Source organism: Bacillus sp. SD088 (genome assembly GCF_017355205.1).
Lineage (GTDB): Bacteria > Bacillota > Bacilli > Bacillales > Bacillaceae_C > Lederbergia.
Window position 1 is genome coordinate 14,604 of record NZ_JADIJK010000021.1, and the last position, 21,534, is coordinate 36,137.

The window sequence follows — 21,534 nt, forward strand, 5'->3', positions numbered from 1 at the left end:
GATTTTATAATACACTAGGCAAGGGCGAAATTAGTGTTCAGTTTTCATATTGTTTATTTCTATATCCGGAAAAATGTTATAATAAAAATGAAATTTCACTCAGTCTGGGGCTAGTGCCAGTTGATTCAAGATAACATAAACCTTAAAAATGAAATTTTCCAAGCAAATGAGATAAAGAGTAACGGAGGAAAAAATTATGTCAGTATCAATGCAAAAGATGTGGATTTCAATAATAGGTATGGGCTTATTTGCAGTAGCTATGTTTGCAATGTATTTAGTCCGTTATAAACTGAAAAATAGGTGGATGAAAGTGATTATAAGTATTGTTGGTTGGCTGTGTTTAATTATCGGAGGTCTCATCACATTATTTATTGTGCTGTCAGGTCCGACTTACTAAATTTCACTAGATTCTTATGAGTGACGTGAGTAATTGAAAGGATGAACATGGATGCCATTACGTTTTATTATGCCATTATTTCTTATATTGTTATTATCAGGTTGCATGTATCCGGATGAAAGAAAAGCTGAAAATAAGATCCCGTACGAAGATCAAATTGAGTCGGTGCAAAAGGCAGTGAACCAATATCAAGATGAAAAAGGTGGAATTTTACCAATTAAAACTCGGGATCAAGACACACCTATATACATAAAGTACCCTATTGATTTTTCAGGAATTGTACCGAATTATCTATCTTCACCTCCAGGAAATTCATTTGAGAGTGGAGGGGTTTTTCAGTATGTGCTTATAGATGTGGAAACAGATCCTACCGTAAAATTAGTGGATTTGAGAATAGCTGAAAAAATAAGAGAAATAAAAATTAGGCTACAATCACATAAATATCCTCCATTCAAAGAGGCAATAGCTGATAATGTCTACTCGATTGATTTTTCAAAGTTAGGTTATAAAAATGAGCCATATATTACATCCCCTTTTAGCCAAAACAATTTATCTTTTGTTATGGATGGAAAAGGAGAAATATATGTTGATTATATAAGTGATTTGTACCAAGCGTTAAAAGAAGGGTCTGAATCCTATCAAAATGGTGATAATATAGTTGAAATTCTTACGAAAGATTCTCCATTTGTTCCAGCATATTCTTTACCTTACACAATCGATGAAAACAATGAACCGATTTATATGGCTAAATAGGAATATTCCTTCTTTCACTAAATATAATGTGGAAGAAGGATTTTTTAGTTGGTAATAATTATGGTCATATGAGAATCGGACAACATCATAAACATATATTGACGAGCATCTATTATGGTTTGTCCCTTGAACTTAATGATAGGAGGGAACCTCTTGGAAAAGGTGGATATTTTTAAAGATATTGCGGAAAGAACGGGCGGGGACATCTATTTGGGAGTAGTAGGAGCTGTTCGTACAGGTAAGTCCACATTCATTAAAAAGTTTATGGAATTAGCTGTTCTACCGAATATTAAGAGTGAAGCAGATCGAGCACGGGCTCAGGATGAGCTGCCACAAAGCGCGGCAGGAAGAACGATTATGACAACTGAACCGAAATTTGTCCCCAATCAGGCAGTTACTGTTCAGGTGGATGAGGGGCTAGAAGTAAATGTAAGGCTTGTAGATTGTGTTGGGTATACAGTCCCAGGGGCAAAAGGCTATGAAGATGAGAACGGGCCGAGAATGATTCACACACCATGGTATGAAGATCCCATCTCATTTCACGAAGCAGCTGAGATTGGAACACGAAAAGTTATTCAAGAACACTCTGTATTAGGTGTTGTTATTACAACAGATGGCACAATTGGTGATATTCCACGTAGTGATTATATTGATGCAGAAGAACGTGTGATAAATGAGCTGAAAGAAGTAGGAAAGCCATTTATAATGGTGATTAATTCTTCCCGTCCGCATCACACTGAAACAGAGGCACTGAGAAAGGAATTAGAAGGTAAATATGATATCCCTGTGCTTGCTATGTCTGTTGAGGGGATGAGAGAAGAGGATGTCATGAGTGTCCTCAGGGAGTCTCTCTATGAATTCCCAGTCCTTGAAGTAAATGTGAATTTGCCAAGCTGGGTCATGGTTTTAAAAGAAGATCATTGGTTAAGAGCTAACTATCAAGAAGCTGTAAAAGAAACAGTGAAAGACATCAAACGTTTGCGTGATGTTGATCGTGTTGTCCAGCAATTCTATGAATATGATTATATCGATAATGCTGGTATGGCAGGAGTAGATATGGGGCAGGGCATTGCCGAAATTGATTTATTTGCCCCAGATGAACTTTATGATGATGTGTTAAAAGAAATTGTGGGAGTCGAGGTTAGAGGGAAAGACCATTTGTTAGAATTAATGCAAGATTTCGCGGATGCGAAAAGGGAATACGATCAAATCTCAGATGCGCTGGTGATGGTGAAACAAACGGGTTATGGGATTGCGGCTCCTTCCTTAACAGATATGAGTCTTGATGAGCCTGAGATCATTCGTCAAGGATCAAGATTTGGTGTTAGGTTAAAAGCCGTAGCCCCTTCTATCCATATGATTAAAGTGGATGTTGAATCAGAGTTCTCGCCAATTATTGGAACAGAGAAACAAAGTGAAGAACTTGTCCGCTACTTAATGCAGGACTTTGAAGATGATCCATTATCCATCTGGAATTCAGATATTTTTGGTAGAAGTCTAAGCTCGCTTGTGAGAGAAGGAATACAAGGGAAAATTGCCATGATGCCAGAAAATGCTCGGTATAAACTAAAGGAAACACTCGAAAGAATTATTAACGAAGGATCAGGAGGCTTAATTGCCATTATTTTGTAAGGGAAATGAAAAGCTTGTAATACTAAATTAAAGTTTGTGAATACATTAAATTTAATGAATGAAACGCGTGGTAACTCACTTTTTATTAAAAAAGATGCCGAATTTGACGAAATTCGGCATCTTTTCCATTTTTCGCCGCATTAATTCTTGCTAACCGATATTTATTATGTTAATCTTTTAAACAGAATTGCTGATGAATCCCTGATTTCCAGCAATTGTGATAGGATTTCTGCCGTTGCATGTTTAGAAATTCATAAAATTGTTTACAAATGTAATAGCGGTTGAGAAACTTGGTTTCTCTATTTTCTTAGAAGGAGGTGAATGGCATGAACAAAACTGAACTTATTAATTCTGTTGCCGAAGCAGCTGAGCTTTCTAAAAAAGATGCAACTAAAGCGGTTGATGCCGTATTTCAATCAATTCAAGATACATTGGCGAATGGCGATAAAGTAGCATTGATTGGTTTTGGAAACTTTGAAGTGCGCGAACGTGCAGCACGTAAAGGTAGAAACCCACAAACTGGTGAAGAAATTGAAATTGCAGCAAGCAAAGTTCCAGCTTTCAAACCAGGTAAAGCATTAAAAGATGCTGTAAAATAATATTTTTACATACATTCTTGTGAAAGAGTGTAGGGAGGAACTGTCTATTTAGGCAGTTCCTTTTTATATTGCAAACAATTTGTGGTACTATGTACAATAAAATAGCGGATGCTTTATTCCACATTAATGGGCACTAATCCCCCTCACTGATAGAAATTTCACTTTATGAATATGAATGCATAGAATTGGATAGTGATTAAGAATAAGATGAAAGCCAAAGGAGTGTAATGATTGAAGGAACAGTCGGATTTTATTATTATTAAATCGCTAGAAGATGGTGTGAATGTAATTGGACTCACAAGAGGGTCCGATACTAAATTTCATCATGCAGAGAAGCTAGATCAAGGAGAAGTGATGATCGCTCAATTTACTGAACATACTTCTGCTATAAAGGTTAGAGGAGAAGCCAAGATTTTAACGGCTTTTGGCGAAATAGATAGTGAAAGAACAAAATAGCCTCTTAATAGACAATCGCCATACCCCACACCATTATGTTATAATGAATTTTGTGCACAAAGGAACATATTGATTAATGCGATAGAAATGAGGCTTACTAAATGGCGGTTTTTAATTATGAGCAACAAATTCATAACTTAAAGAAAAGGGTTGAAAAAAAGAGCTTTCATCCTTATTTCAGTCAATACGTGAAACCGTCGATGATTGATGAAGACCGAATTCTTTTTTTGGTCCATTCCTTACGAAATGCAGATTTTCAAAAAGAAGAAATGGATACATATATTTCAGCGGCTATGCTTGCTCATTATGCGATTGATATGCATGAGAAGGTAACAGAACACCAGCTAACAACTGTAAAAGAAAAACAGCTCAAGGTTTTGGCTGGTGATTACTATAGTGGCCTATACTATAGTTTATTAGCTGGATACCAAAATATAGAATTAATTAAAAACTTAGCAGATGCGATCAGGATAATAAATGAACAAAAAATAAGTATTTTTCAAATGGGGGAGGGGAATGATCACCTATTTATGAAATGTATTAAACAAGTGGAATCCATCCTGCTTACGAAATTTAATGATCATTTTGATCAGGCATCACATTATAACGAATTGATCGAGGAATTTCTATTCTTAAAAAAACTATTAAATGAAATCAGAAATATGAGAGAAGGCAAGAAAAACCTTTTTTTCAAAAGCTTGGCAAGTTGTTGCTTACCTCATGTTCCTGAAACAACTACCCTTGAAAGTATTTGCTTTAAGTATGCTACAGAATCAAAAATAAAGCTTGAAGATATCATGAAGTCCTTGCCTAATTTACCTGCAATTGTGAAAACACGATTGAATCAGTTGAATCGTCATTACTTTGATCTCTCAAGCCTGCGGGTGGAGGAAAGATAATGGTACAACCAAACGAAGAGCATGTTCATAGGGTCTTTGAAAATATCTACCAAAATTATGATAAAATGAATTCAGTTATCAGTTTCCAGCAACATAAAAAATGGCGAAGAGAAACGATGAAGAAAATGAATGTCCAGCCTGGACAGACTTGTTTAGACCTTTGCTGTGGTACAGGGGACTGGACGATTGCTTTGGGAAAAGCAACAGGACCTGAAGGGAAAGCAATTGGACTAGATTTCAGTCATAATATGTTGCATGTAGCGGAAGAAAAGATCGAGCATGAACAATTAACAAATGTTGAACTTGTTCAGGGGAACGCTATGGAATTACCTTTTGAAGATAATCAATTTGATTATGTCACAATTGGTTTCGGTCTACGAAATGTCCCAGATTATGAGCAGGTTCTACAAGAAATGGAACGAGTTTTAAAGCCGGGGGGAATGGCTGTATGCTTGGAAACGTCTCAACCGAATCTTCCTGTGTATCGCCAAGGCTATTATATTTATTTTCGTTTTTTAATGCCGCTTATGGGCAAATTCTTGGCGAAGAGCTTTAAAGAGTATTCTTGGCTGCAAGAATCTGCACGCGATTTTCCCGGAATGAATCAATTGGCCCAATTATTTTGGAGAGTAGGATTCGTGGATGTGATCTACAAATCTTTTACAGGCGGTGTCGCAGCGGCCCATATCGGAATAAAAAAGAAATAATAACCCAGGTGGAAATGAAATGAAAATTAATTTAATAAATTCTCCCTTAAAAACAGATCTAGAATTAATTGAAACCGAATTGGAAGCATCGATCCATTCCGATATTGATTTATTGCAGCAGGCATCCATTCAATTATTAAAGGCTGGGGGAAAACGAATTCGCCCGATCTTTGTTCTTTTATGCGCAAAATTCGGGACTTATGATATACATACTGTTAAAAATGCTGCCATAGCGTTAGAACTTATTCATATGGCTTCTCTAGTTCATGATGATGTGATTGATGAGGCTGATTTAAGAAGAGGCCAAGCAACGATTAATTATACATGGAACGATAGGGTAGCAATGTATACTGGTGACTATATGTTAGCAAGATCTCTCGATTATATGACGAATATTAAAGATTCCATTGCGCATCGTACTTTGGCAAAAGCGATTGTTGAAGTGTGCAAAGGAGAAATTGAACAAATAAAAGACAAATATCGTTTTGATCAAAATATAAGAGATTATTTGCGCAGAATAAGGAGGAAAACAGCTTTATTAATTGCTGTAAGCTGTGAACTTGGTGCCATTGCAGCAGGTGCAGACGAAAAAACATACAAAACCCTTTACCGATTCGGCTATTGTATCGGAATGTCTTATCAGATTATTGACGATATCCTTGATTTTATTGCTACAGAAGAAACCTTGGGCAAACCTGCTGGAGAGGATTTAAGGCAAGGAAATATTACGTTACCTGCCCTTTATGCTATGGAAGATAAACAGCTTCGAAAGCAAATTTTAAATGTCAGTGAAGATACTGATAAACGAGAAATGAAGCACATTATTACCCAAATAAAAAATTCACCTGCAATTGAAAAATCATATGATGTAAGTCAAAAATATTTAAACAAAGCGTTGCTTTTACTGAATGATCTCCCGGCAAATCCTGCAAAAAAAATGTTACAAGATATTGCAAAATATATTGGCAAGAGAAAATATTGATAGGGGTTGTTCAAAAAGTCCGGTAAAAAATGACACTGCAGGATATATGATTTTCGACTAAGTGCCGACACATCCTGTGTCGAACGTCGAAGTAACCACTTCCTGTGAAGGCTCGTTGGCTTGCTTCTAAAAGGATACCACTTTTCCTTCATGCAGATTCGAGGAAGCTTTCCTAGTGCTCGAAGACTTCGCCGCCTCGAACTTTCGACGTAAAGGATGTACTAGTGGTGGTGTTGCTGACTGGACGTCAGCGCCTTTATCCGACTTGCTCCATTTTATCCTCCTTTTGAACAAGTATTGAGAGCATTGCCAATAATAGGAAATAGTGATATTATTTTGATAAGTTTTGTCAATTGTAATCGATTTTTAGCAGGAGGATATAAAAATATGGAAAAAACATTTTTAATGGTAAAACCTGATGGAGTTCAAAGGGGATTGATTGGAGAAATTATATCTCGCTTTGAAGCAAAGGGCTTTCAATTAGTTGGCGCAAAGCTAATGTCTATTTCTGAGGAACTGGCGGAAAGCCACTATGCAGAGCATAAAGAACGACCTTTTTTCCCAGGACTCGTTCAATTTATTACCTCTGGCCCCGTATTTGCGATGGTTTGGCAAGGGGAGCAGGTCATTGCAACTGCAAGGCAAATGATGGGGACGACAAATCCGCAAGAGGCAGCACCAGGTACGATCCGCGGAGATTTTGGCTTAATTATGGGGAAAAACATTATTCATGGCTCTGATTCTGTGCAAAGTGCTGAAAGGGAAATAAAACTTTTCTTTCGAGATGACGAACTTGTGGAATATTCAAAACTCATCAATAATTGGATTTATTAATTAACCGCCGCCTGTTTATACAGGGGGCTTTTTAATCTAATAGTATATTTCTTTAGATAGACGAGGGGAAGAATTTGAGTCAAGATTATGAGGTTTTTATCACTTCAATGAAGACAAAGACGGGAATTGACTTATCTCTGTATAAAGAAGCACAAATGAAAAGAAGACTTACCTCACTTTTTCAAAAAAAGGGATATCGATCATTTCGTGAGTTCTTTGAAAAATTAGATCAAGATCAAGACCTTTTAGAAGAATTTTTGGATAGAATGACGATTAATGTAACGGAGTTTTATCGTAATCGAAGTCGATGGGAAGTATTAGAAAATAAAATATTGCCCCGTTTATTAAAGGAAAATCAAATGCTAAAGGTTTGGAGCTCAGCATCTTCAACTGGGGAAGAACCTTATACAATCTCAATGATTTTATCCCGGTTTATGCCAATGCAGCAGATTTCCATCCTTGCTACAGATATAGATGAAGGGGCAATTGAAAGAGCAAAACTTGGAATATATGCAGAACGCTCTCTAGCTGAAATGTCAACTGAAGATAGAAAGAAACATTTTGTTAAAGATGGTTCTGTTTATAAAATTAGCGATGTTATCAAGAAACCAGTTCAGTTTAAAAAGACGAATCTGCTAGCTGATCCATTTGACTCTGGCTATCATTTGATCGTTTGTCGAAATGTGCTTATTTACTTTACGGAGGAAGCAAAAGATCGTTTATATCAAAAATTTTCGCAAGCACTTGCTCCAGGCGGTGTCCTATTTGTTGGCAGCACCGAGCAAATATTTAATCCTGGACAATATGGATTAGAGGTAGAAGATACATTTTTCTATAAAAAATGTGATAGCTATTAAGTATAGAGATAACGATGAAAAAAAAGATGATAGACTCTCAAGGTGTAAATCCATCGAATGACCAAAGTTTTACTGGGAATCTAGGCCCTATTGTAATTTCGGTATTCGTTTTTCAAAACCTTTTCAAAAAAGGCACGCCAAAGAAGCGCCACAAATGTAATTTTTAAACGTGGTTGATTCCGCTAAAGTTGCTCGCTTTTCCGCGGGGCGGGCGGTGAGCCCGCAGGAGTGTTTTATAGATCAAAGGCTAAATACGCGCGCCGTCCTGGCGGTAGGTTCAAAGCGCAACATCGCCTGTACTAGTGTCCTTGTACGTCGCAACGCCTTTGTGACCTGCATTCTGCAGCGTCCGCCTAGAACGAAAATCACCGGTGATTAGCAGACTCGCCATTTGTAGATGATGATCTCGTTCAATATAGAATGGAAATTCCATAAAAAGTGAAATATCCCTTATAAAATGTAGAGGAGAAATCAAAAATAGTACAAGAAAACCTTGTACCATCCAAATCGGTGAATGCCGAGAGTCTATGATGAATCAAGGAGGAGAATTTATGTCGATCCATATTCAAACTTCATCGAAAACATATCCTGTTGTCATTGGTGAAAAGGCGCTCCAATCGCTTATTGATCATGTAGAAGAAAAGGATTATACGAAAATTCTTATCATGACAGATTACACAGTAGCAAATCTACATTTGAACGAGTTACAATCTTGTTTATCTGGATTGGCTGATTATTCTGTCTATAAGATGCCTATCGGTGAAAAAGCAAAACAGTTCTCTGTTTATGAGGAGGCACTTACGTTTGCATTAGACAATGGCCTTGATCGAAAATCTTGTATAATCGCTTTTGGTGGAGGAGCAGTTGGAGATTTAGCTGGTTTTGTTGCCGCGACTTTCATGAGAGGAATTCGTTTTATACAAGTTCCAACAACAATCTTAGCGCATGATAGTGCAGTCGGGGGAAAAACAGGAATTAATCACCCACTAGGAAAAAATATGATCGGGGCCTTCCATCAGCCAGAAGGGGTGTATTACTATACCAATTTTTTAGACACACTTCCGCTAGTAGAAATCCGTTCAGGGTTTGCTGAGGTAGTCAAGCATGCTTTCATAGCAGACAAAGAACTGCTTGATTTTTTGATGAATTCAATTACGGATTTAACAAACATTAACAAGCAGGATTTAAGTTATATATTGAAAAAAGGCATCGAAATAAAGGCGAAAATTGTTCATCAGGATGAGCGGGAAAATGGGCTTCGCGCAGTTTTGAATTTTGGTCATACATTGGGCCATGCGATAGAAGCCAATGCTGGTTATGGAGCCGTGACGCATGGCGAGGCGATTATGACTGGTTTAGTATATGCCTTATATTTAAGTGAAGCTGAAGCAGGGCTCAAGATGGATATCCAGCGTTTTGAACAATGGTTACGGACATTAGGCTATCAGCTGGAAATTGCTGAACAATTTGACTTCGATAAAGCTGTCATCTCCATGAAAAGAGATAAAAAATCATTTGCAAACAAACCAAGGTTTATCCTACTAGAGGAAATTGGAAAACCAGTTATCAAAGAAGTGGAAGAAGAGCAATTAAAGAGAACCTATGAAAAGTTCATTTTAACAACGCAATTACAAAGAAAATCGTTAAATAGCTAATGGAAGTTTTCGCATGATTCCTTCCGATTGAGCATAGTTTGTTTTAAGTGCGTGTTTAAAAAGCACCGGTCTTTTTGAACATCCCTTATAACAGCTATTTTCACAGAAAGGAAGGAATCGATGCGCTACTTGATGGAAGATGTGACGCTCTTATTTGCGGACCAATTAAAAAAAGTCTCTGTACTTGTTCAAAAAAATGAAATACGTTATATTGGGTACTCAGTGCCAAAATTTAATGTGATGAAAGTAAATGTACAAGCTTTTTTACTTACTCCTTCATTTGTTTTTTATTCTCCCAACATTCCCAGTTTTTCCTTCGAAGCATTTAAAACGTACTTTTCGCAAGAATATTTGTTAAAAGGTTGTGGCTGTATATTGACTGATTTTGCAATCCAGTATCAGCATCAGTTTTTAGAAAAGCTGGAGAAAAAGCGATTAGAGCTCTTGAATAGTTCGATTGATTATGTATTAGGTGTGAAATTGAAGGCAAATAAATTGACCCCTAAAATCGTTCAGCTATGTAATAGAGAGAAAATTCCAATGTTATTTGTAGAATTGGAAAATAGCCAAGAATTAGAGGGAATTCCCTGGGGGTGGATAAGAGAAACTTCTTATCCGAATAAACCATTATTCATTCCGGATGTTTCTAATGTAGTTAAACCTTTACTGCAAAGACATTTATTAAAAAAGTGGCATGAAATTCTTCAATATGAAAAGATCAATCATCTTCCAACCCCTCCACCTTCAAACAAACCTTTAAACCCTGATATTTTGAAGAAAATTGGTTTGTATCCGAAAAAAGGAGTTTTGAAAGCGGGTGGCGAAATAAGTTATAACCTTGTTTTAAAACAAGCTAAACGAGGTAATCTTTCATCCTGGAATGATCGTAGCATCGTTCCACATATTTCTGTTCATAATGGAAAGTTTGTCATCTTAAACCAAAGTCCCATTTTTCGACCAGGCTTTGGTAAGGAAATGAAAATTCAGCAAACTGGACTTTTTATATAAGAAACTATAAGTGTGTTCAAAAAAGGATCAAGTCGACTAAAGGTGCTGACGTTCTGTCAGCATACATCCGTGTTGTGGAGACGTTCGACACATGAGGTGTCGGTACTTAGTCGAAGGACCTTTATCTCGCAGAGACATTTGAACATCCTCTATAAGAACTGTTTAGAAAGGAATTTTATTGTGAATGCAGCAGAACGAATGATTCAACACTTACAAGCAGAAGATATTGTAGAAGCTGAAAAACAATTAGAACTAGTCATTGCAAAGGGAACAGACGAGGAAAAATTATTATCTGCTGAGGAATTGGCAAGGTTTGGTTATTTATCGGAATCGAAAGAATTGTATGAAACTTTATTGGAGACCTATCCTGAAGAAAGTGAGCTAAAACTACGCTTAGCAGAATTAAGCATTGAAATGAATGATGATGAGCAAGCATATGCTTATTTAGAGACTATTACAACAGATGACCCTGAATATGTTGCGGCGCTTTTAATAGAGGCTGACTTATACCAAATGCAGGGGTTATATGAAGTAAGTGAACATAAACTTTTACTTGCCAAAGAACGTTTACCACAAGAGTCTGTTATTGATTTTGCTTTGGGAGAATTGTATATGACACAAGGTCGTTTCTTAGAAGCTTCCAGATATTATACACTTCTATTGGAGAAGGAAGAGGTCGAGTTTGCGGGTATGAACGTTCACTCACGGATGGCGGAAGCTTTGAGTGCAGGAGGAGCATTCGAGGAAGCTTTGCCATTTTATCAAAAAGCATTGGATCGAAAAGTGGAGGCAGATACACTTTTTGGTTATGGGCTTACTTCCTTCCAAGTGGGGCAACATCTTTTAGCCATTAAAGCATTTAAGCAACTTAAGGAGCTTGATCCTGATTATCTTTCCCTTTATCTCTACTTAGCCAAAAGTTTTGAACATGAGGAGCAACTAGAGGAAGCATTAGAAGCAGTGCAAGCAGGGATCGAACTGGACGAATTTAATAAAGATCTAATTTTTTATGCCGGAAAGCTATCATTAAAGGTTAGAGAAGAAGTTCAAGCCGAGAGCTATTTCAGAAATGCACTTGCATTAGACCCTGAATTTATCGAGGCTGCAACAACTTTAAACAAGCTGTTACTTCATCAAGAAAGGTATGAGGATGTTCTGGAAATAGCAGAACTGTTTATTCAAGAAGGGGGTGTCGAACCACAATTTTATTGGGATTCGGCTATCAGCTTTCAATCGCTTGAAAAATATAAAGAAGCATTAAAACAGTATGAGCTCGCATATAATGATTTTAAAAATAATCAAAGCTTCTTAAAAGATTATGGGTACTTTTTATTAGAAGAAGGAAGAAAATCCGAAGCAGTAAATGTTTTTAAACAATTGGCAAACATAGAACCAACAAATGAGGAATGGATTTCTATTTTAGAAAGGCTGACTGAAGAATAGTCTGAATCGCAGAGGAGGGATATTAAATGGAAACCCCTGTATCTGTCAACGAGAAGAAGGAATTTATCCGCTGGTTTCTAAATCGTTATCAACTAAAAAGAAGGGAGTCTGTTTGGATTCTAAATTATCTGATGAGTCATGAAAAGCTTCTGCAAAAAGTTCATTTCGTTGAAGATGCACAATTTTGCCCTAGAGGACTTGTGATGTCTACGCATTGTTCAAGAGACGTGCCTTTTCGCTTTTATAAAGAAAACATTATGACGACAGATGCGGAAAAATCTTTTCATGATATTAGATTAAATCGCGATGAAGAGATTTATATTCAGATTAATTTTAGGGCAGCCCATTTATCTTATCAATATGCTGCTGTGTTGGAAGAAAATCCATATATCCAAACAAAGGTCCTGTTAACAGAGAAGGATAAAAAGTATGCTGAGGATTTTTTATCGCAAAGTATTCTATTGCATCAAAAAGAAAAATTGCAAAAAGAAATTGATGCTGCTTTAGATCAACGAGATCAATCCAAATTTGAACAGCTTGTTCAACAACTAAATCACTTGCAGAAATCTAGACCGCCTTCTTCTTAAGAGAAGGCTTTTTAGGTTTGTCTAGTGTTTGGATCTAGCTCCAGCGCCTAGCCCCGAGAAGCTCACAGGATGTGAATTCATCGGCATTGCCAGGACGGTGCGAATTTAGCCTTTCTTCCTAGTTCAAGGCGCTTGCGCTTTTCTATTAGCATGCCTAATTCTGTACAAGCAATTAATATGAATGATAAAATACAAATAAGAACATATTAGAAAAGAGGGTATATTTTTGAAGTGGAATGTGAAAGATGTTGAACTTTTTATTCGCGAAAAAGAGTATGTCGATACGGCTCTTATTCCTCTACTACCCGTAGATTTTGGTGCAAATATGAAACGGGCAGCAGAGCAAGGTGAGTTTATTCAATTGCTTTCTATGCATCTTGAAAGACAATTTAAAGGTAGATTGGTGTTATTGCCATCGGTTACTTACCTTCAAGAGCCAGAGGCTGAAGGGGAGATATTATCATCGTGGAGAGTTCAGGCAAAGGAAGGCGGTTTTAGTCACGTTTTCTTTTTAACAGCAGATAAACGCTGGAATTCTCTTGGAGAAGAAGAATTGGGCTCTTTTTTTTATGTCCCGAGCATTCCTCTTGAACATATGGAAGAAAAATATAAACATGCAGCAATGGATGACCAACTAAAATCTTTGATTCCCAAAATGATTAAAAATTGGGGATGAAGAAAAAGTGTTATGAATTTGCCACATTGTTGACAATGTTTGCCTTCCTATATGATTGACCTCTCGCGTTTATTGATATATCATAATGATGTCCTAGTTTGAATAATGTGCATGAATTGTCCGTTGGACTTACCTTACTGACAGAGGGGGGGATAAGGATGAGCAAGAATCCTGTAACAAGACGTCAATTTTTAAGCTATACTCTTACCGGAGTTGGTGGTTTCATGGCAGCTGGAATGCTGATGCCGATGCTTCGTTTCGCTATTGATCCAGTTTTACAAGTAGAAGCATCTGGTGACTTCAAAATGACAGACAAGAAAATAGCCGATATAACGGCAGATCCAGTTCGTGTCGATTTTGAATATGATCAAGTTGATGCATGGTATGAATCAAAAGTTACGAACTCAGCATGGGTTTACAAAGATGATGCTGGCGAGATTGTTGCGCTGTCACCAATTTGTAAACATTTAGGCTGTACGGTTAACTGGGAAGGAAGCGATAAACATCCTGACATGTTCTATTGCCCTTGCCATGGTGGCCTCTATGAAAAAAATGGGAAAAACGTTCCAGGAACTCCGCCAAGAGGACCTTTGGATGCTTATCCAACACAAGAAAAAGATGGCTTTTTGATGCTAGGAACACCTGTTGAAAATCCATTCGTCAAAAAATAGTAAAGGAGGCTAATATCTTGCTAAATAAGATGTACGACTGGATTGACGAGCGTATGGATATTACGCCGATATGGAGAGACATTGCGGATCATGAAGTGCCTGAGCATGTAAACCCTGCTCATCATTTTTCTGCTTTTGTTTACTGTTTTGGCGGATTGACATTTTTCATAACCGTTATACAAATCCTTTCAGGTATGTTTTTAACGATGTATTATGTACCTGATATTAAAAACGCTTGGGAATCCGTATTTTATTTGCAAAATCAAGTTGCTTTCGGACAAATTGTTCGTGGTATGCACCATTGGGGTGCGAGTCTGGTTATTGTCATGATGTTCTTACATACATTGCGCGTATTTTTCCAAGGAGCTTACAAAAAACCGCGTGAGCTAAACTGGGTAGTTGGTGTACTTATCTTTTTCGTTATGCTTGCACTTGGCTTGACCGGTTACTTGCTTCCTTGGGATATGAAAGCTTTGTTTGCTACAAAAGTAACACTTGATATTGTTGAATCTGTTCCACTTGTTGGAATGCATTTGAAAACGTTAATTGCTGGAGATCCTACAATTGTTGGTGCTCAGACATTAACACGTTTCTTCGCAATCCATGTATTTTTCCTGCCAGCTGCACTTATCGCCTTAATGGCAGCTCACTTTATTATGATTCGGAGACAAGGTATTTCTGGACCATTGTAAAAAAATTAACAAAATGCACATAAAGGAGGGGACAGAATGCATCGTGGAAAAGGAATGAAATTTGTTGGTGATTCCCGTATTTCGGCAACACGGAAGTCGAATTTACCAAAAGACTATTCCGAATATCCGGGAAAAACGGAAGCTTTCTGGCCGGACTTTCTTTTGAAAGAGTGGCTAGTAGGGGCTGTTTTCTTAATTGGATTTTTATGTCTAACTGTAGCTCATCCAAGTCCGTTGGAAAGAATTGCAGATCCTACTGATACAGGATACATACCGGTTCCTGACTGGTATTTTATGTTTTTGTATCAGCTGATTAAATATACTTATGCTTCAGGCCCTTATAACGTAATAGGTACTTTAGTTATTCCTGGTCTTGCATTTGGTGCTCTTACTCTTGCTCCATTTCTTGATCGCGGCCCAGAACGTCGTGCGTCTAAAAGACCTTTTGCAACAGGTTTTATGCTACTAGCTTTTGCGGGTGTTTTCTATCTTACTTGGGAAGCAGCAGCGAACCATGACTGGGCAGCAGCAAAGGCTCAAGGAGCAATCGAAGAAAAAGTAGATGTTGAAATTGACAAAGAATCTGAAGGTTACCAAGTTTATTCAGCACAAAGCTGTATAAATTGCCACGGGGAAAATCTAGAGGGTGGTCCTGCAGCTCCATCGCTTGTTGACACTGGTCATTCAGTTGATGAAGTGAAAGACATTGCCCATAATGGAATTGGGACGATGCCCGCTGATCAATATGACGGTTCAGAGGAAGATCTTGACAAGCTTGCTGACTTTATTGCAAACTTGAAAAGTGAAGAAGAATAATAAGTAATTCATAAGAGCCGGCGAATAGCCGGCTTTCTTTCTGTACATTAAACATTCGGAGGAATATTGCTAGTGAGCTTTGTATATCTTATTTTAAGAAACCGCTTATTTTTATGGATGTTATTGATTATTAATATTTTGGGAACAATTTATGGCTATATTTGGTATGGATATCAATTGTCTGAAACGCCTACTATTTTCATTCCATTTGTTCCAGATAGTCCAACCGCAAGTCTATTCTTTGTTTTTGTTTTAATAGCTTTTCTTTTAAAAAGAAATTGGCCATTATTTGAAGCTTTGGCCTTAATCACGCTCGTTAAATATGGAGTTTGGGCTGTCGTGATGAATATCCTGACTTTAAAGGTGACAGGCGATCTGCCTTGGGAAGGGTATATGTTAATGGTTTCCCATGGAGCAATGGCACTCCAAGGACTGCTATATGCAATGTTTTATAAAATGAAATGGTGGCATGTGACGGTTGCGGCTATTTGGACCTTGCATAATGATGTCATTGATTATGTGTACATGCAGTATCCCGTCTACCCTGGATTAGAGGGGTATATTAGCCATATTGGCTATTTTACTTTCTGGTTAAGTATCCTCACTATTGCGATCGCGTATTATTTCGCCCGCCAATATCAGCAAAATCGAACGCTCACGATTTACTAAATTTCAATCCTATATGGTCTAATCTTGTCCTTTTCATCATACAGATAACAGTAGTATGAGGAGGGACAAGGTATGAAATTTAAAGTTGTTATCCTTCTGTTCGCTTGCACAATCCTTTTTGGCCATTCCGTATTGGCAAAATCGCAAACGACAATGCAAGAACTCAATCACATAGCCGATGAGGCATTACAGCTGACAAAATTTGGCCGATTTGAAGAAGCAAAGAATCTACTAGAACAATTTGGAGATACTTTTGCGAAGCAAGGAACTAAATTGGAATCTTTAACAATGGATGAATTACGCGTAGTCACTGCTGTTCACTATGAGGCATTAAATGCATTAACAAGTGTTACATTAAGCCATGAAGATAGAGTCAAGCGAGTAACGTCATTTCGCTTGGCGACAGATGCTGTGACCTCTCAATATCAACCGTTATGGTTTGGTATGAAAGATAACATTCTGGGATCTTTTCAAAATGTGAAAAATGCCGCTTTGGAAGGGGATAAAGTTTTATATAACGAAGAATTAAATGATTTTCTCACGAAATACGCAGTGATCCTACCGAGTTTGAAAATTGATTTATCTGTCGAGAAAGTTCAAAAATTAGATTCGAGAATTACTTATTTGGATCGGTATCGTTCTTCTTTTTCCGAACAAAGCTGGTTACAAGAACTAGATCAAATTGAAGCAGATCTTAAAAGTCTCTTTTCTGGAGCAGAAAAAGATGATACAGATCCTTCCATTTGGTGGGTTATCATGATGACGGGTGGAATTATTATCACGACTTTATCTTATGTAAGTTGGAAACAATATAGAGGAGAAAAGAAGTTCAAGAAAAGTTCAAAAAAACGAAGGGTATAAATAATTGACCATTCTTGTCCTTTAGAATAAAATAGAAGTATCTCAATATGATATGGAGGATATAAATGGTACAGTATCTGATTTATTTGGCCATTATTATTTTAATACCGATTTGGGCGCAAATGAAAGTGAAGAGCACCTATACTCGATTTTCCAAAGTTCCAACTTCAGCGGGGATGAGTGGAGCAGAGGTAGCTAGAAGGATACTGGATGCGAATGGACTTTCAAATGTAGCTGTTGTAGAAACAAAAGGGGTTTTAAGTGATCATTATAATCCTATGAAAAAAACGGTTCATTTGTCTTCGGAAAACTACCGTAAGCATTCTGTTGCTGGCGCTGCAATAGCCGCTCATGAGGTTGGACATGCTATCCAAGATAAAGAGGGATATGCAGCATTACGCTTCAGACATGCTTTAGTACCAGTAGCAAACATAAGCTCAAATATGGCATGGTTCTTTATTTTAGCCGGTATCTTCTTTAGCGCTCTTTCTCAGTTAATGCTTGTCGGAATTATTCTGATGGCTGTTGGTGTTCTATTCCAAATCGTCACTTTACCCGTCGAATTTAACGCTTCATCAAGGGCGATGAATCAAATTGTGACATTAGGGATTATTAATAACGAAGAAGAGCGCGATGCAAAGAAGGTTCTAAATGCTGCTGCTATGACTTATGTAGCTGCTGCTGCAGTTGCAGTCCTTGAACTATTAAGATTGATCTTAATCTACACAAGTTCTAGAGATTAGTGATTTAAACCCGGAGATTCCGGGTTTTTCCTTTGGGCTGGAATAGATGTTTTTTTTGGATAGGGGCGCCTTGCGCTTTTCTTGTTATTTGTTAAACTATTTTAAATAAGAATTATACAGTTAGAGGGGTATGAAATGCTGAAAGATTATCGAAAGACATTGGAAGAATATCGTCAAAATAATTTAGATCGCGCAAGATTACTTATTAAATGTCCAGACCAGCCAGGAATTGTTGCTACAGTTTCAACATTCTTACAAACACATGATGCAAACATTCTTGAATCAAGTCAATATTCTGAGGATCCTGTAGGAGGAAACTTTTTTATCCGGATGGAATTTGCTTGTCCAAAATTAACAGAAAAGAAAGCGAAAATAGAAGCAGAGTTCGCTGAGATTGGTTCTCGTTTCAATATGAAATATGAGTTTCGTTATGTAAGTTCCCTTAAAAAAACCGCCATTTTTGTATCGAAAGAACCACATTGCTTAAGAGAGTTATTGTGGGAATGGCAAAATGGAGATGTAATGATGGATATCTCTTGCATCATTAGTAATTATGAGGATTCACGAGAATTAGCGGCATCACTAGGAATTCCCTTTTACTATATCCCGGCAAATAAAGAAATCCGTAATGAAGTGGAAGAGAAACAACTGAAGATTTTAAAGGATCATGGTATAGAGTTAATTATCTTAGCAAGATATATGCAAATCTTAACACCAAATTTTGTTTCCCACTATCCAAAACAAATCATCAATATCCACCATTCGTTTTTACCTGCATTTATTGGAGCAAGACCGTACGAAAAAGCGTTTGCCCGTGGAGTTAAATTGATTGGCGCAACTTCGCATTACGTGACAAACGATCTAGATGAGGGCCCGATTATTGAGCAAGGGGTAGAACGAGTGAATCACCGAGACCAAGTACAAGATTTAAAGAAAATTGGTAAAAACATTGAACGAAGTGTATTAGCACGTGCTGTTAAATGGCACTTGCAAGATCGAGTCATTGTAACAGGTAATAAGACGATTGTTTTTGATTAATACATTTGAAAAAAACCTTACCCATGCGTGGGAAGGTTTTTTATAGTATGAAGTGGTTTGAAGGGATGTTATGCAATCTTAAGGCTACACATCGAGTGGTCTTTTATTCTCATCCAAAGTAAATCCTTCTCCCATTACATCATGGACAGTCGTTACGGAAACAAAAGCGGCAGGGTCAACAGCATTAACGAGCTTTTTTAAATGGACGATTTCATTTCGGGCAACAACACAATAGAGAATTTCTTTCTCATGCTTTGTGAATGAGCCATAACCTCTTAGTACGGTTACTCCGCGCCCCATGCGCATCAAAATTTCACTCGCAATATCGTCATGCTTGTTTTCCGATATAATGAATACGCCTTTTGCTGCATAGGATCCTTCTTGAATAAAATCAATCACTTTGGCTGCTACAAAAACGGCTACCAAGGTGTACATTGCTTCAATATGATCTAAATAAGTTAATAATGAGACGGTAATCACGATAGCATCAAACATGAACATTGTTTTTCCCATACTATAACCTTTATATTTCAAAAATAGTCGAGCAATAATGTCGACACCGCCGGTTGTTCCCCCATATCGAAAGATGATTCCTAAACCAATTCCAATAAAAACACCGGCAAATAAAGCAGCCAAAAACATATCATTATTTAAAGGAATCGTAAAATGGAATCTTTGAAAAATGAATAAAAAGACGGAAACAGCGACCGTACCAATTAGAGTATAAGTAAATGGTTTTGGTCCAAGGAGCTTCCAACCAATAAAAAATATTGGAATATTCAAGACCAAGTTGGAAATAGATGGATCGATTTCAAAAACAAAATACAGTAAAAGTGTGATTCCTGTAAAACCACCTTCCGCTAAATTGTTCTGCATATTGAAATGAACGAGTCCAAACGAGAAAATTGCTGCGCCAAATAAGATAAGCACCACATTTTTAGTTTTTATACCAAACATGATTTTGCCCCCAAGCATATACTGAAGTCTATAAATTTATCGCGAATGAACTGGCAACAATCAGGGTGAGAAAAAATCCCGCTGAATGAAGTTTCATATTATATTATGTAAGCTCATCTATTATAATCATTGTGTTCTTAGTATGCAAAAATAAAGGGAAGTACGGATAGCAAATAGCTCAGGGTCCAAGCGGTAATATTTGTATAAAAAAAAAGAATTCGATAATATAAAGTGAAGCATCTTAAGATGTATTAGTTAATCATTCCCCTTTGTCTGTCATTATAAGCGTAAATGAAATGGCAGAATTCAATTGTGATCATATTGGAAAGGTTGATTTATATGAGTAATCAAAAAACAATACAAGCATTGCAAAAAGAAGTTGATGATTATATCAGCCAATTTAAAGAAGGATATTTTAGTCCACTGGCTTTAACGGCACGATTAACAGAAGAGTTAGGCGAATTAGCTCGTGAGATTAATCATTATTATGGTGAGAAGCCAAAGAAATCTTCGGAAGAAGAAAAAACAATAGAGGAAGAATTAGGTGATGTATTATTTGTGATGATATGCATGGCTAATTCGTTAGAGATTGATTTACAAAGTGCTCATGATCGAGTGATGAAAAAATTTAATACGCGAGACAAAGATAGATGGACAAAAAAGAGGGGGAAATCCAATGAGTGATTTTATTAAGATTGTAGTTGCAGGACCACGGGGAAGGATGGGACGAGAAGCAGTCAAGCTTGTAGAAGAAACAGAAAACTTCCAACTAGTGGCCGTGATTGATCATCGACATAATGGAATGAAGTTAGCAGATATTTTGGAAACATCGCAATCACAGGTAAAAGTTTACACAGACATAGAGGAATGTTTTCAAAATGAGCAAGCCGATGTTCTTATTGATTTAACGACACCTGAAACCGGCTATTTACATACGAAAACAGCTTTAACTTATGGCGTTAGACCTGTAGTCGGCACAACTGGATTTTCTCAAGAGGAATTATCAGAGCTCAAAAGCTTAGCGGAAGTAAAAGGACTAGGGTGTATTATTGCTCCAAATTTTGCAATTGGAGCTATCTTAATGATGAAATTTTCACAAATGGCAAGTAAATACTTTCCGGATGTTGAAATTATGGAAATGCATCATGATCAGAAATTAGATGCACCATCGGGGACTGCAGTGAAAACAGCAGAAATGATCAAAGAAAATCGCCCATCTCATCGCCAAGGACATGAAGATGAAAAAGAAACAATCGAAGGTGCAAGAGGTGCGAACTATGATGGAATGCGAATTCATAGTGTTCGTCTTCCAGGCTTGGTTGCTCATCAACAAGTATTATTTGGTGCGGAAGGACAAACTCTTACTTTGCGCCACGATTCTTATAATCGCGCATCGTTTATGTCAGGTGTAAAAGTTTCCATAGAAACAATTATGTCTTTAGATACGTTAGTATATGGTTTAGAGCATATTCTTGTATAAAGCGAGACTGTTGAAGTGAGGACACCCTCACTTACCATTCTTATTTCTACTCGAATTCTTGCAATGGAAATATTACTACCAGTTGATTCGAGGAAAAGAAATTTGGAATAAGTTACAGAAGG

25 protein-coding genes are annotated in these 21,534 nt (G+C 37.2%); 24 read left to right on the forward strand and 1 reads right to left on the reverse strand.

Going from position 1 to position 21,534, the window contains the following annotated elements; all coding sequences use genetic code 11:
• Positions 1-196 precede the first annotated feature (196 nt).
• The 22 genes from IPU53_RS17295 to purU all read left to right on the forward strand — a co-directional run bounded on the left by IPU53_RS17295 (position 197) and on the right by purU (position 18,975).
• On the forward strand, positions 197-397 hold the full coding sequence (locus IPU53_RS17295; protein WP_207452268.1) for a DUF2768 domain-containing protein: 201 nt from the start codon (positions 197-199) through the stop codon (positions 395-397).
• A 51-nt stretch (positions 398-448) separates the two neighbouring features.
• Entirely contained in the window at positions 449-1,150 is a 702-nt protein-coding gene (locus tag IPU53_RS17300; protein WP_207452269.1) for a hypothetical protein, read from the forward strand.
• Positions 1,151-1,303: 153 nt separating this feature from the next.
• Positions 1,304-2,782 carry a stage IV sporulation protein A gene (gene spoIVA / locus IPU53_RS17305; protein WP_207452270.1) on the forward strand — a complete coding sequence of 493 codons (1,479 nt, stop codon included), beginning with the start codon at positions 1,304-1,306 and terminating at the stop codon, positions 2,780-2,782.
• Positions 2,783-3,108: 326 nt separating this feature from the next.
• Complete coding sequence (locus tag IPU53_RS17310; protein WP_057988285.1) at positions 3,109-3,381, forward strand: HU family DNA-binding protein; 273 nt, start codon at positions 3,109-3,111, stop codon at positions 3,379-3,381.
• Positions 3,382-3,612: 231 nt separating this feature from the next.
• Entirely contained in the window at positions 3,613-3,837 is a 225-nt protein-coding gene (mtrB, locus tag IPU53_RS17315; RefSeq protein ID WP_207452271.1) for a trp RNA-binding attenuation protein MtrB, read from the forward strand.
• 101 nt (positions 3,838-3,938) lie between these two features.
• Complete coding sequence (locus tag IPU53_RS17320; RefSeq protein WP_207452272.1) at positions 3,939-4,736, forward strand: heptaprenyl diphosphate synthase component 1; 798 nt, start codon at positions 3,939-3,941, stop codon at positions 4,734-4,736.
• The gene (locus IPU53_RS17325; protein WP_207452273.1) at positions 4,736-5,443 is read left to right on the forward strand and encodes a demethylmenaquinone methyltransferase; all 708 of its coding nucleotides are present in this window, start codon (positions 4,736-4,738) and stop codon (positions 5,441-5,443) included. The genes IPU53_RS17320 and IPU53_RS17325 overlap by 1 nt, the downstream gene beginning before the upstream one ends.
• A gap of 19 nt (positions 5,444-5,462) precedes the next feature.
• Positions 5,463-6,425: a heptaprenyl diphosphate synthase component II gene (gene hepT, locus IPU53_RS17330; RefSeq protein WP_207452274.1), complete on the forward strand. Its 963-nt coding sequence runs from the start codon at positions 5,463-5,465 to the stop codon at positions 6,423-6,425.
• Positions 6,426-6,812: 387 nt separating this feature from the next.
• The gene (gene ndk / locus IPU53_RS17335) at positions 6,813-7,259 is read left to right on the forward strand and encodes a nucleoside-diphosphate kinase (protein ID WP_207452275.1); all 447 of its coding nucleotides are present in this window, start codon (positions 6,813-6,815) and stop codon (positions 7,257-7,259) included.
• 74 nt (positions 7,260-7,333) lie between these two features.
• Positions 7,334-8,116 (forward strand): CheR family methyltransferase, encoded by a 783-nt coding sequence (locus tag IPU53_RS17340; protein WP_207452276.1) that lies wholly within the window; start codon positions 7,334-7,336, stop codon positions 8,114-8,116.
• A 551-nt stretch (positions 8,117-8,667) separates the two neighbouring features.
• Positions 8,668-9,771, forward strand: a complete 1,104-nt coding sequence (aroB, locus tag IPU53_RS17345) for a 3-dehydroquinate synthase (RefSeq protein WP_207452277.1) — start codon at positions 8,668-8,670, stop codon at positions 9,769-9,771.
• A 120-nt stretch (positions 9,772-9,891) separates the two neighbouring features.
• Positions 9,892-10,779 carry a hypothetical protein gene (locus IPU53_RS17350; protein WP_207452278.1) on the forward strand — a complete coding sequence of 296 codons (888 nt, stop codon included), beginning with the start codon at positions 9,892-9,894 and terminating at the stop codon, positions 10,777-10,779.
• A gap of 180 nt (positions 10,780-10,959) precedes the next feature.
• Complete coding sequence (locus IPU53_RS17355; RefSeq protein WP_313886515.1) at positions 10,960-12,222, forward strand: tetratricopeptide repeat protein; 1,263 nt, start codon at positions 10,960-10,962, stop codon at positions 12,220-12,222.
• 26 nt (positions 12,223-12,248) lie between these two features.
• A complete protein-coding gene (locus IPU53_RS17360; RefSeq protein WP_207452279.1) occupies positions 12,249-12,809 on the forward strand; it encodes a ReoY family proteolytic degradation factor in 561 nt (186 codons plus the stop codon).
• Between the two features lie 226 nt (positions 12,810-13,035).
• Positions 13,036-13,485, forward strand: a complete 450-nt coding sequence (locus IPU53_RS17365) for a YpiF family protein (RefSeq protein WP_207452280.1) — start codon at positions 13,036-13,038, stop codon at positions 13,483-13,485.
• Positions 13,486-13,643: 158 nt separating this feature from the next.
• Positions 13,644-14,156: a ubiquinol-cytochrome c reductase iron-sulfur subunit gene (locus tag IPU53_RS17370; protein ID WP_242698380.1), complete on the forward strand. Its 513-nt coding sequence runs from the start codon at positions 13,644-13,646 to the stop codon at positions 14,154-14,156.
• A 17-nt stretch (positions 14,157-14,173) separates the two neighbouring features.
• The gene (qcrB, locus tag IPU53_RS17375) at positions 14,174-14,848 is read left to right on the forward strand and encodes a menaquinol-cytochrome c reductase cytochrome b subunit (protein ID WP_158322321.1); all 675 of its coding nucleotides are present in this window, start codon (positions 14,174-14,176) and stop codon (positions 14,846-14,848) included.
• Between the two features lie 36 nt (positions 14,849-14,884).
• Entirely contained in the window at positions 14,885-15,664 is a 780-nt protein-coding gene (locus IPU53_RS17380; protein WP_207452281.1) for a menaquinol-cytochrome c reductase cytochrome b/c subunit, read from the forward strand.
• A gap of 72 nt (positions 15,665-15,736) precedes the next feature.
• Entirely contained in the window at positions 15,737-16,333 is a 597-nt protein-coding gene (locus IPU53_RS17385) for a DUF1405 domain-containing protein (protein ID WP_313886516.1), read from the forward strand.
• A 72-nt stretch (positions 16,334-16,405) separates the two neighbouring features.
• A complete protein-coding gene (gene ypjB, locus IPU53_RS17390; protein WP_207452282.1) occupies positions 16,406-17,194 on the forward strand; it encodes a sporulation protein YpjB in 789 nt (262 codons plus the stop codon).
• A 65-nt stretch (positions 17,195-17,259) separates the two neighbouring features.
• A complete protein-coding gene (locus IPU53_RS17395; protein ID WP_207452283.1) occupies positions 17,260-17,937 on the forward strand; it encodes a zinc metallopeptidase in 678 nt (225 codons plus the stop codon).
• A gap of 135 nt (positions 17,938-18,072) precedes the next feature.
• Positions 18,073-18,975, forward strand: coding sequence for a formyltetrahydrofolate deformylase (purU, locus tag IPU53_RS17400; RefSeq protein ID WP_207452284.1), 903 nt, complete (start codon positions 18,073-18,075; stop codon positions 18,973-18,975).
• An 84-nt stretch (positions 18,976-19,059) separates the two neighbouring features.
• Here purU and IPU53_RS17405 read toward each other — a convergent pair whose 3' ends face one another.
• The gene (locus tag IPU53_RS17405; protein ID WP_207452345.1) at positions 19,060-19,935 is read right to left on the reverse strand and encodes a YitT family protein; all 876 of its coding nucleotides are present in this window, start codon (positions 19,933-19,935) and stop codon (positions 19,060-19,062) included.
• 336 nt (positions 19,936-20,271) lie between these two features.
• Here IPU53_RS17405 and IPU53_RS17410 point away from each other — a divergent pair, with 336 nt between their 5' ends.
• Together IPU53_RS17410 and dapB are read left to right on the forward strand one after the other, a co-directional pair.
• Positions 20,272-20,616 (forward strand): nucleotide pyrophosphohydrolase, encoded by a 345-nt coding sequence (locus tag IPU53_RS17410; protein ID WP_207452285.1) that lies wholly within the window; start codon positions 20,272-20,274, stop codon positions 20,614-20,616.
• On the forward strand, positions 20,609-21,412 hold the full coding sequence (dapB, locus tag IPU53_RS17415) for a 4-hydroxy-tetrahydrodipicolinate reductase (protein ID WP_207452286.1): 804 nt from the start codon (positions 20,609-20,611) through the stop codon (positions 21,410-21,412). The genes IPU53_RS17410 and dapB overlap by 8 nt, the downstream gene beginning before the upstream one ends.
• The last annotated feature ends 122 nt before the right edge of the window (positions 21,413-21,534 follow it).

Bases quoted from the DNA above. Each gene is read 5' to 3' on its own strand.
- IPU53_RS17295 (WP_207452268.1), top strand. From the start codon at position 197: ATGTCAGTATCAATGCAAAAGATGTGGATTTCAATAATAGGTATGGGC.
- IPU53_RS17300 (WP_207452269.1), top strand. From the start codon at position 449: ATGCCATTACGTTTTATTATGCCATTATTTCTTATATTGTTATTATCA.
- IPU53_RS17310 (WP_057988285.1), top strand. From the start codon at position 3,109: ATGAACAAAACTGAACTTATTAATTCTGTTGCCGAAGCAGCTGAGCTT.
- IPU53_RS17320 (WP_207452272.1), top strand. From the start codon at position 3,939: ATGGCGGTTTTTAATTATGAGCAACAAATTCATAACTTAAAGAAAAGG.
- IPU53_RS17325 (WP_207452273.1), top strand. From the start codon at position 4,736: ATGGTACAACCAAACGAAGAGCATGTTCATAGGGTCTTTGAAAATATC.
- hepT (WP_207452274.1), top strand. From the start codon at position 5,463: ATGAAAATTAATTTAATAAATTCTCCCTTAAAAACAGATCTAGAATTA.
- ndk (WP_207452275.1), top strand. From the start codon at position 6,813: ATGGAAAAAACATTTTTAATGGTAAAACCTGATGGAGTTCAAAGGGGA.
- aroB (WP_207452277.1), top strand. From the start codon at position 8,668: ATGTCGATCCATATTCAAACTTCATCGAAAACATATCCTGTTGTCATT.
- IPU53_RS17350 (WP_207452278.1), top strand. From the start codon at position 9,892: ATGCGCTACTTGATGGAAGATGTGACGCTCTTATTTGCGGACCAATTA.
- IPU53_RS17360 (WP_207452279.1), top strand. From the start codon at position 12,249: ATGGAAACCCCTGTATCTGTCAACGAGAAGAAGGAATTTATCCGCTGG.
- IPU53_RS17370 (WP_242698380.1), top strand. From the start codon at position 13,644: ATGAGCAAGAATCCTGTAACAAGACGTCAATTTTTAAGCTATACTCTT.
- IPU53_RS17380 (WP_207452281.1), top strand. From the start codon at position 14,885: ATGCATCGTGGAAAAGGAATGAAATTTGTTGGTGATTCCCGTATTTCG.
- ypjB (WP_207452282.1), top strand. From the start codon at position 16,406: ATGAAATTTAAAGTTGTTATCCTTCTGTTCGCTTGCACAATCCTTTTT.
- IPU53_RS17395 (WP_207452283.1), top strand. From the start codon at position 17,260: ATGGTACAGTATCTGATTTATTTGGCCATTATTATTTTAATACCGATT.
- purU (WP_207452284.1), top strand. From the start codon at position 18,073: ATGCTGAAAGATTATCGAAAGACATTGGAAGAATATCGTCAAAATAAT.
- IPU53_RS17410 (WP_207452285.1), top strand. From the start codon at position 20,272: ATGAGTAATCAAAAAACAATACAAGCATTGCAAAAAGAAGTTGATGAT.
- dapB (WP_207452286.1), top strand. From the start codon at position 20,609: ATGAGTGATTTTATTAAGATTGTAGTTGCAGGACCACGGGGAAGGATG.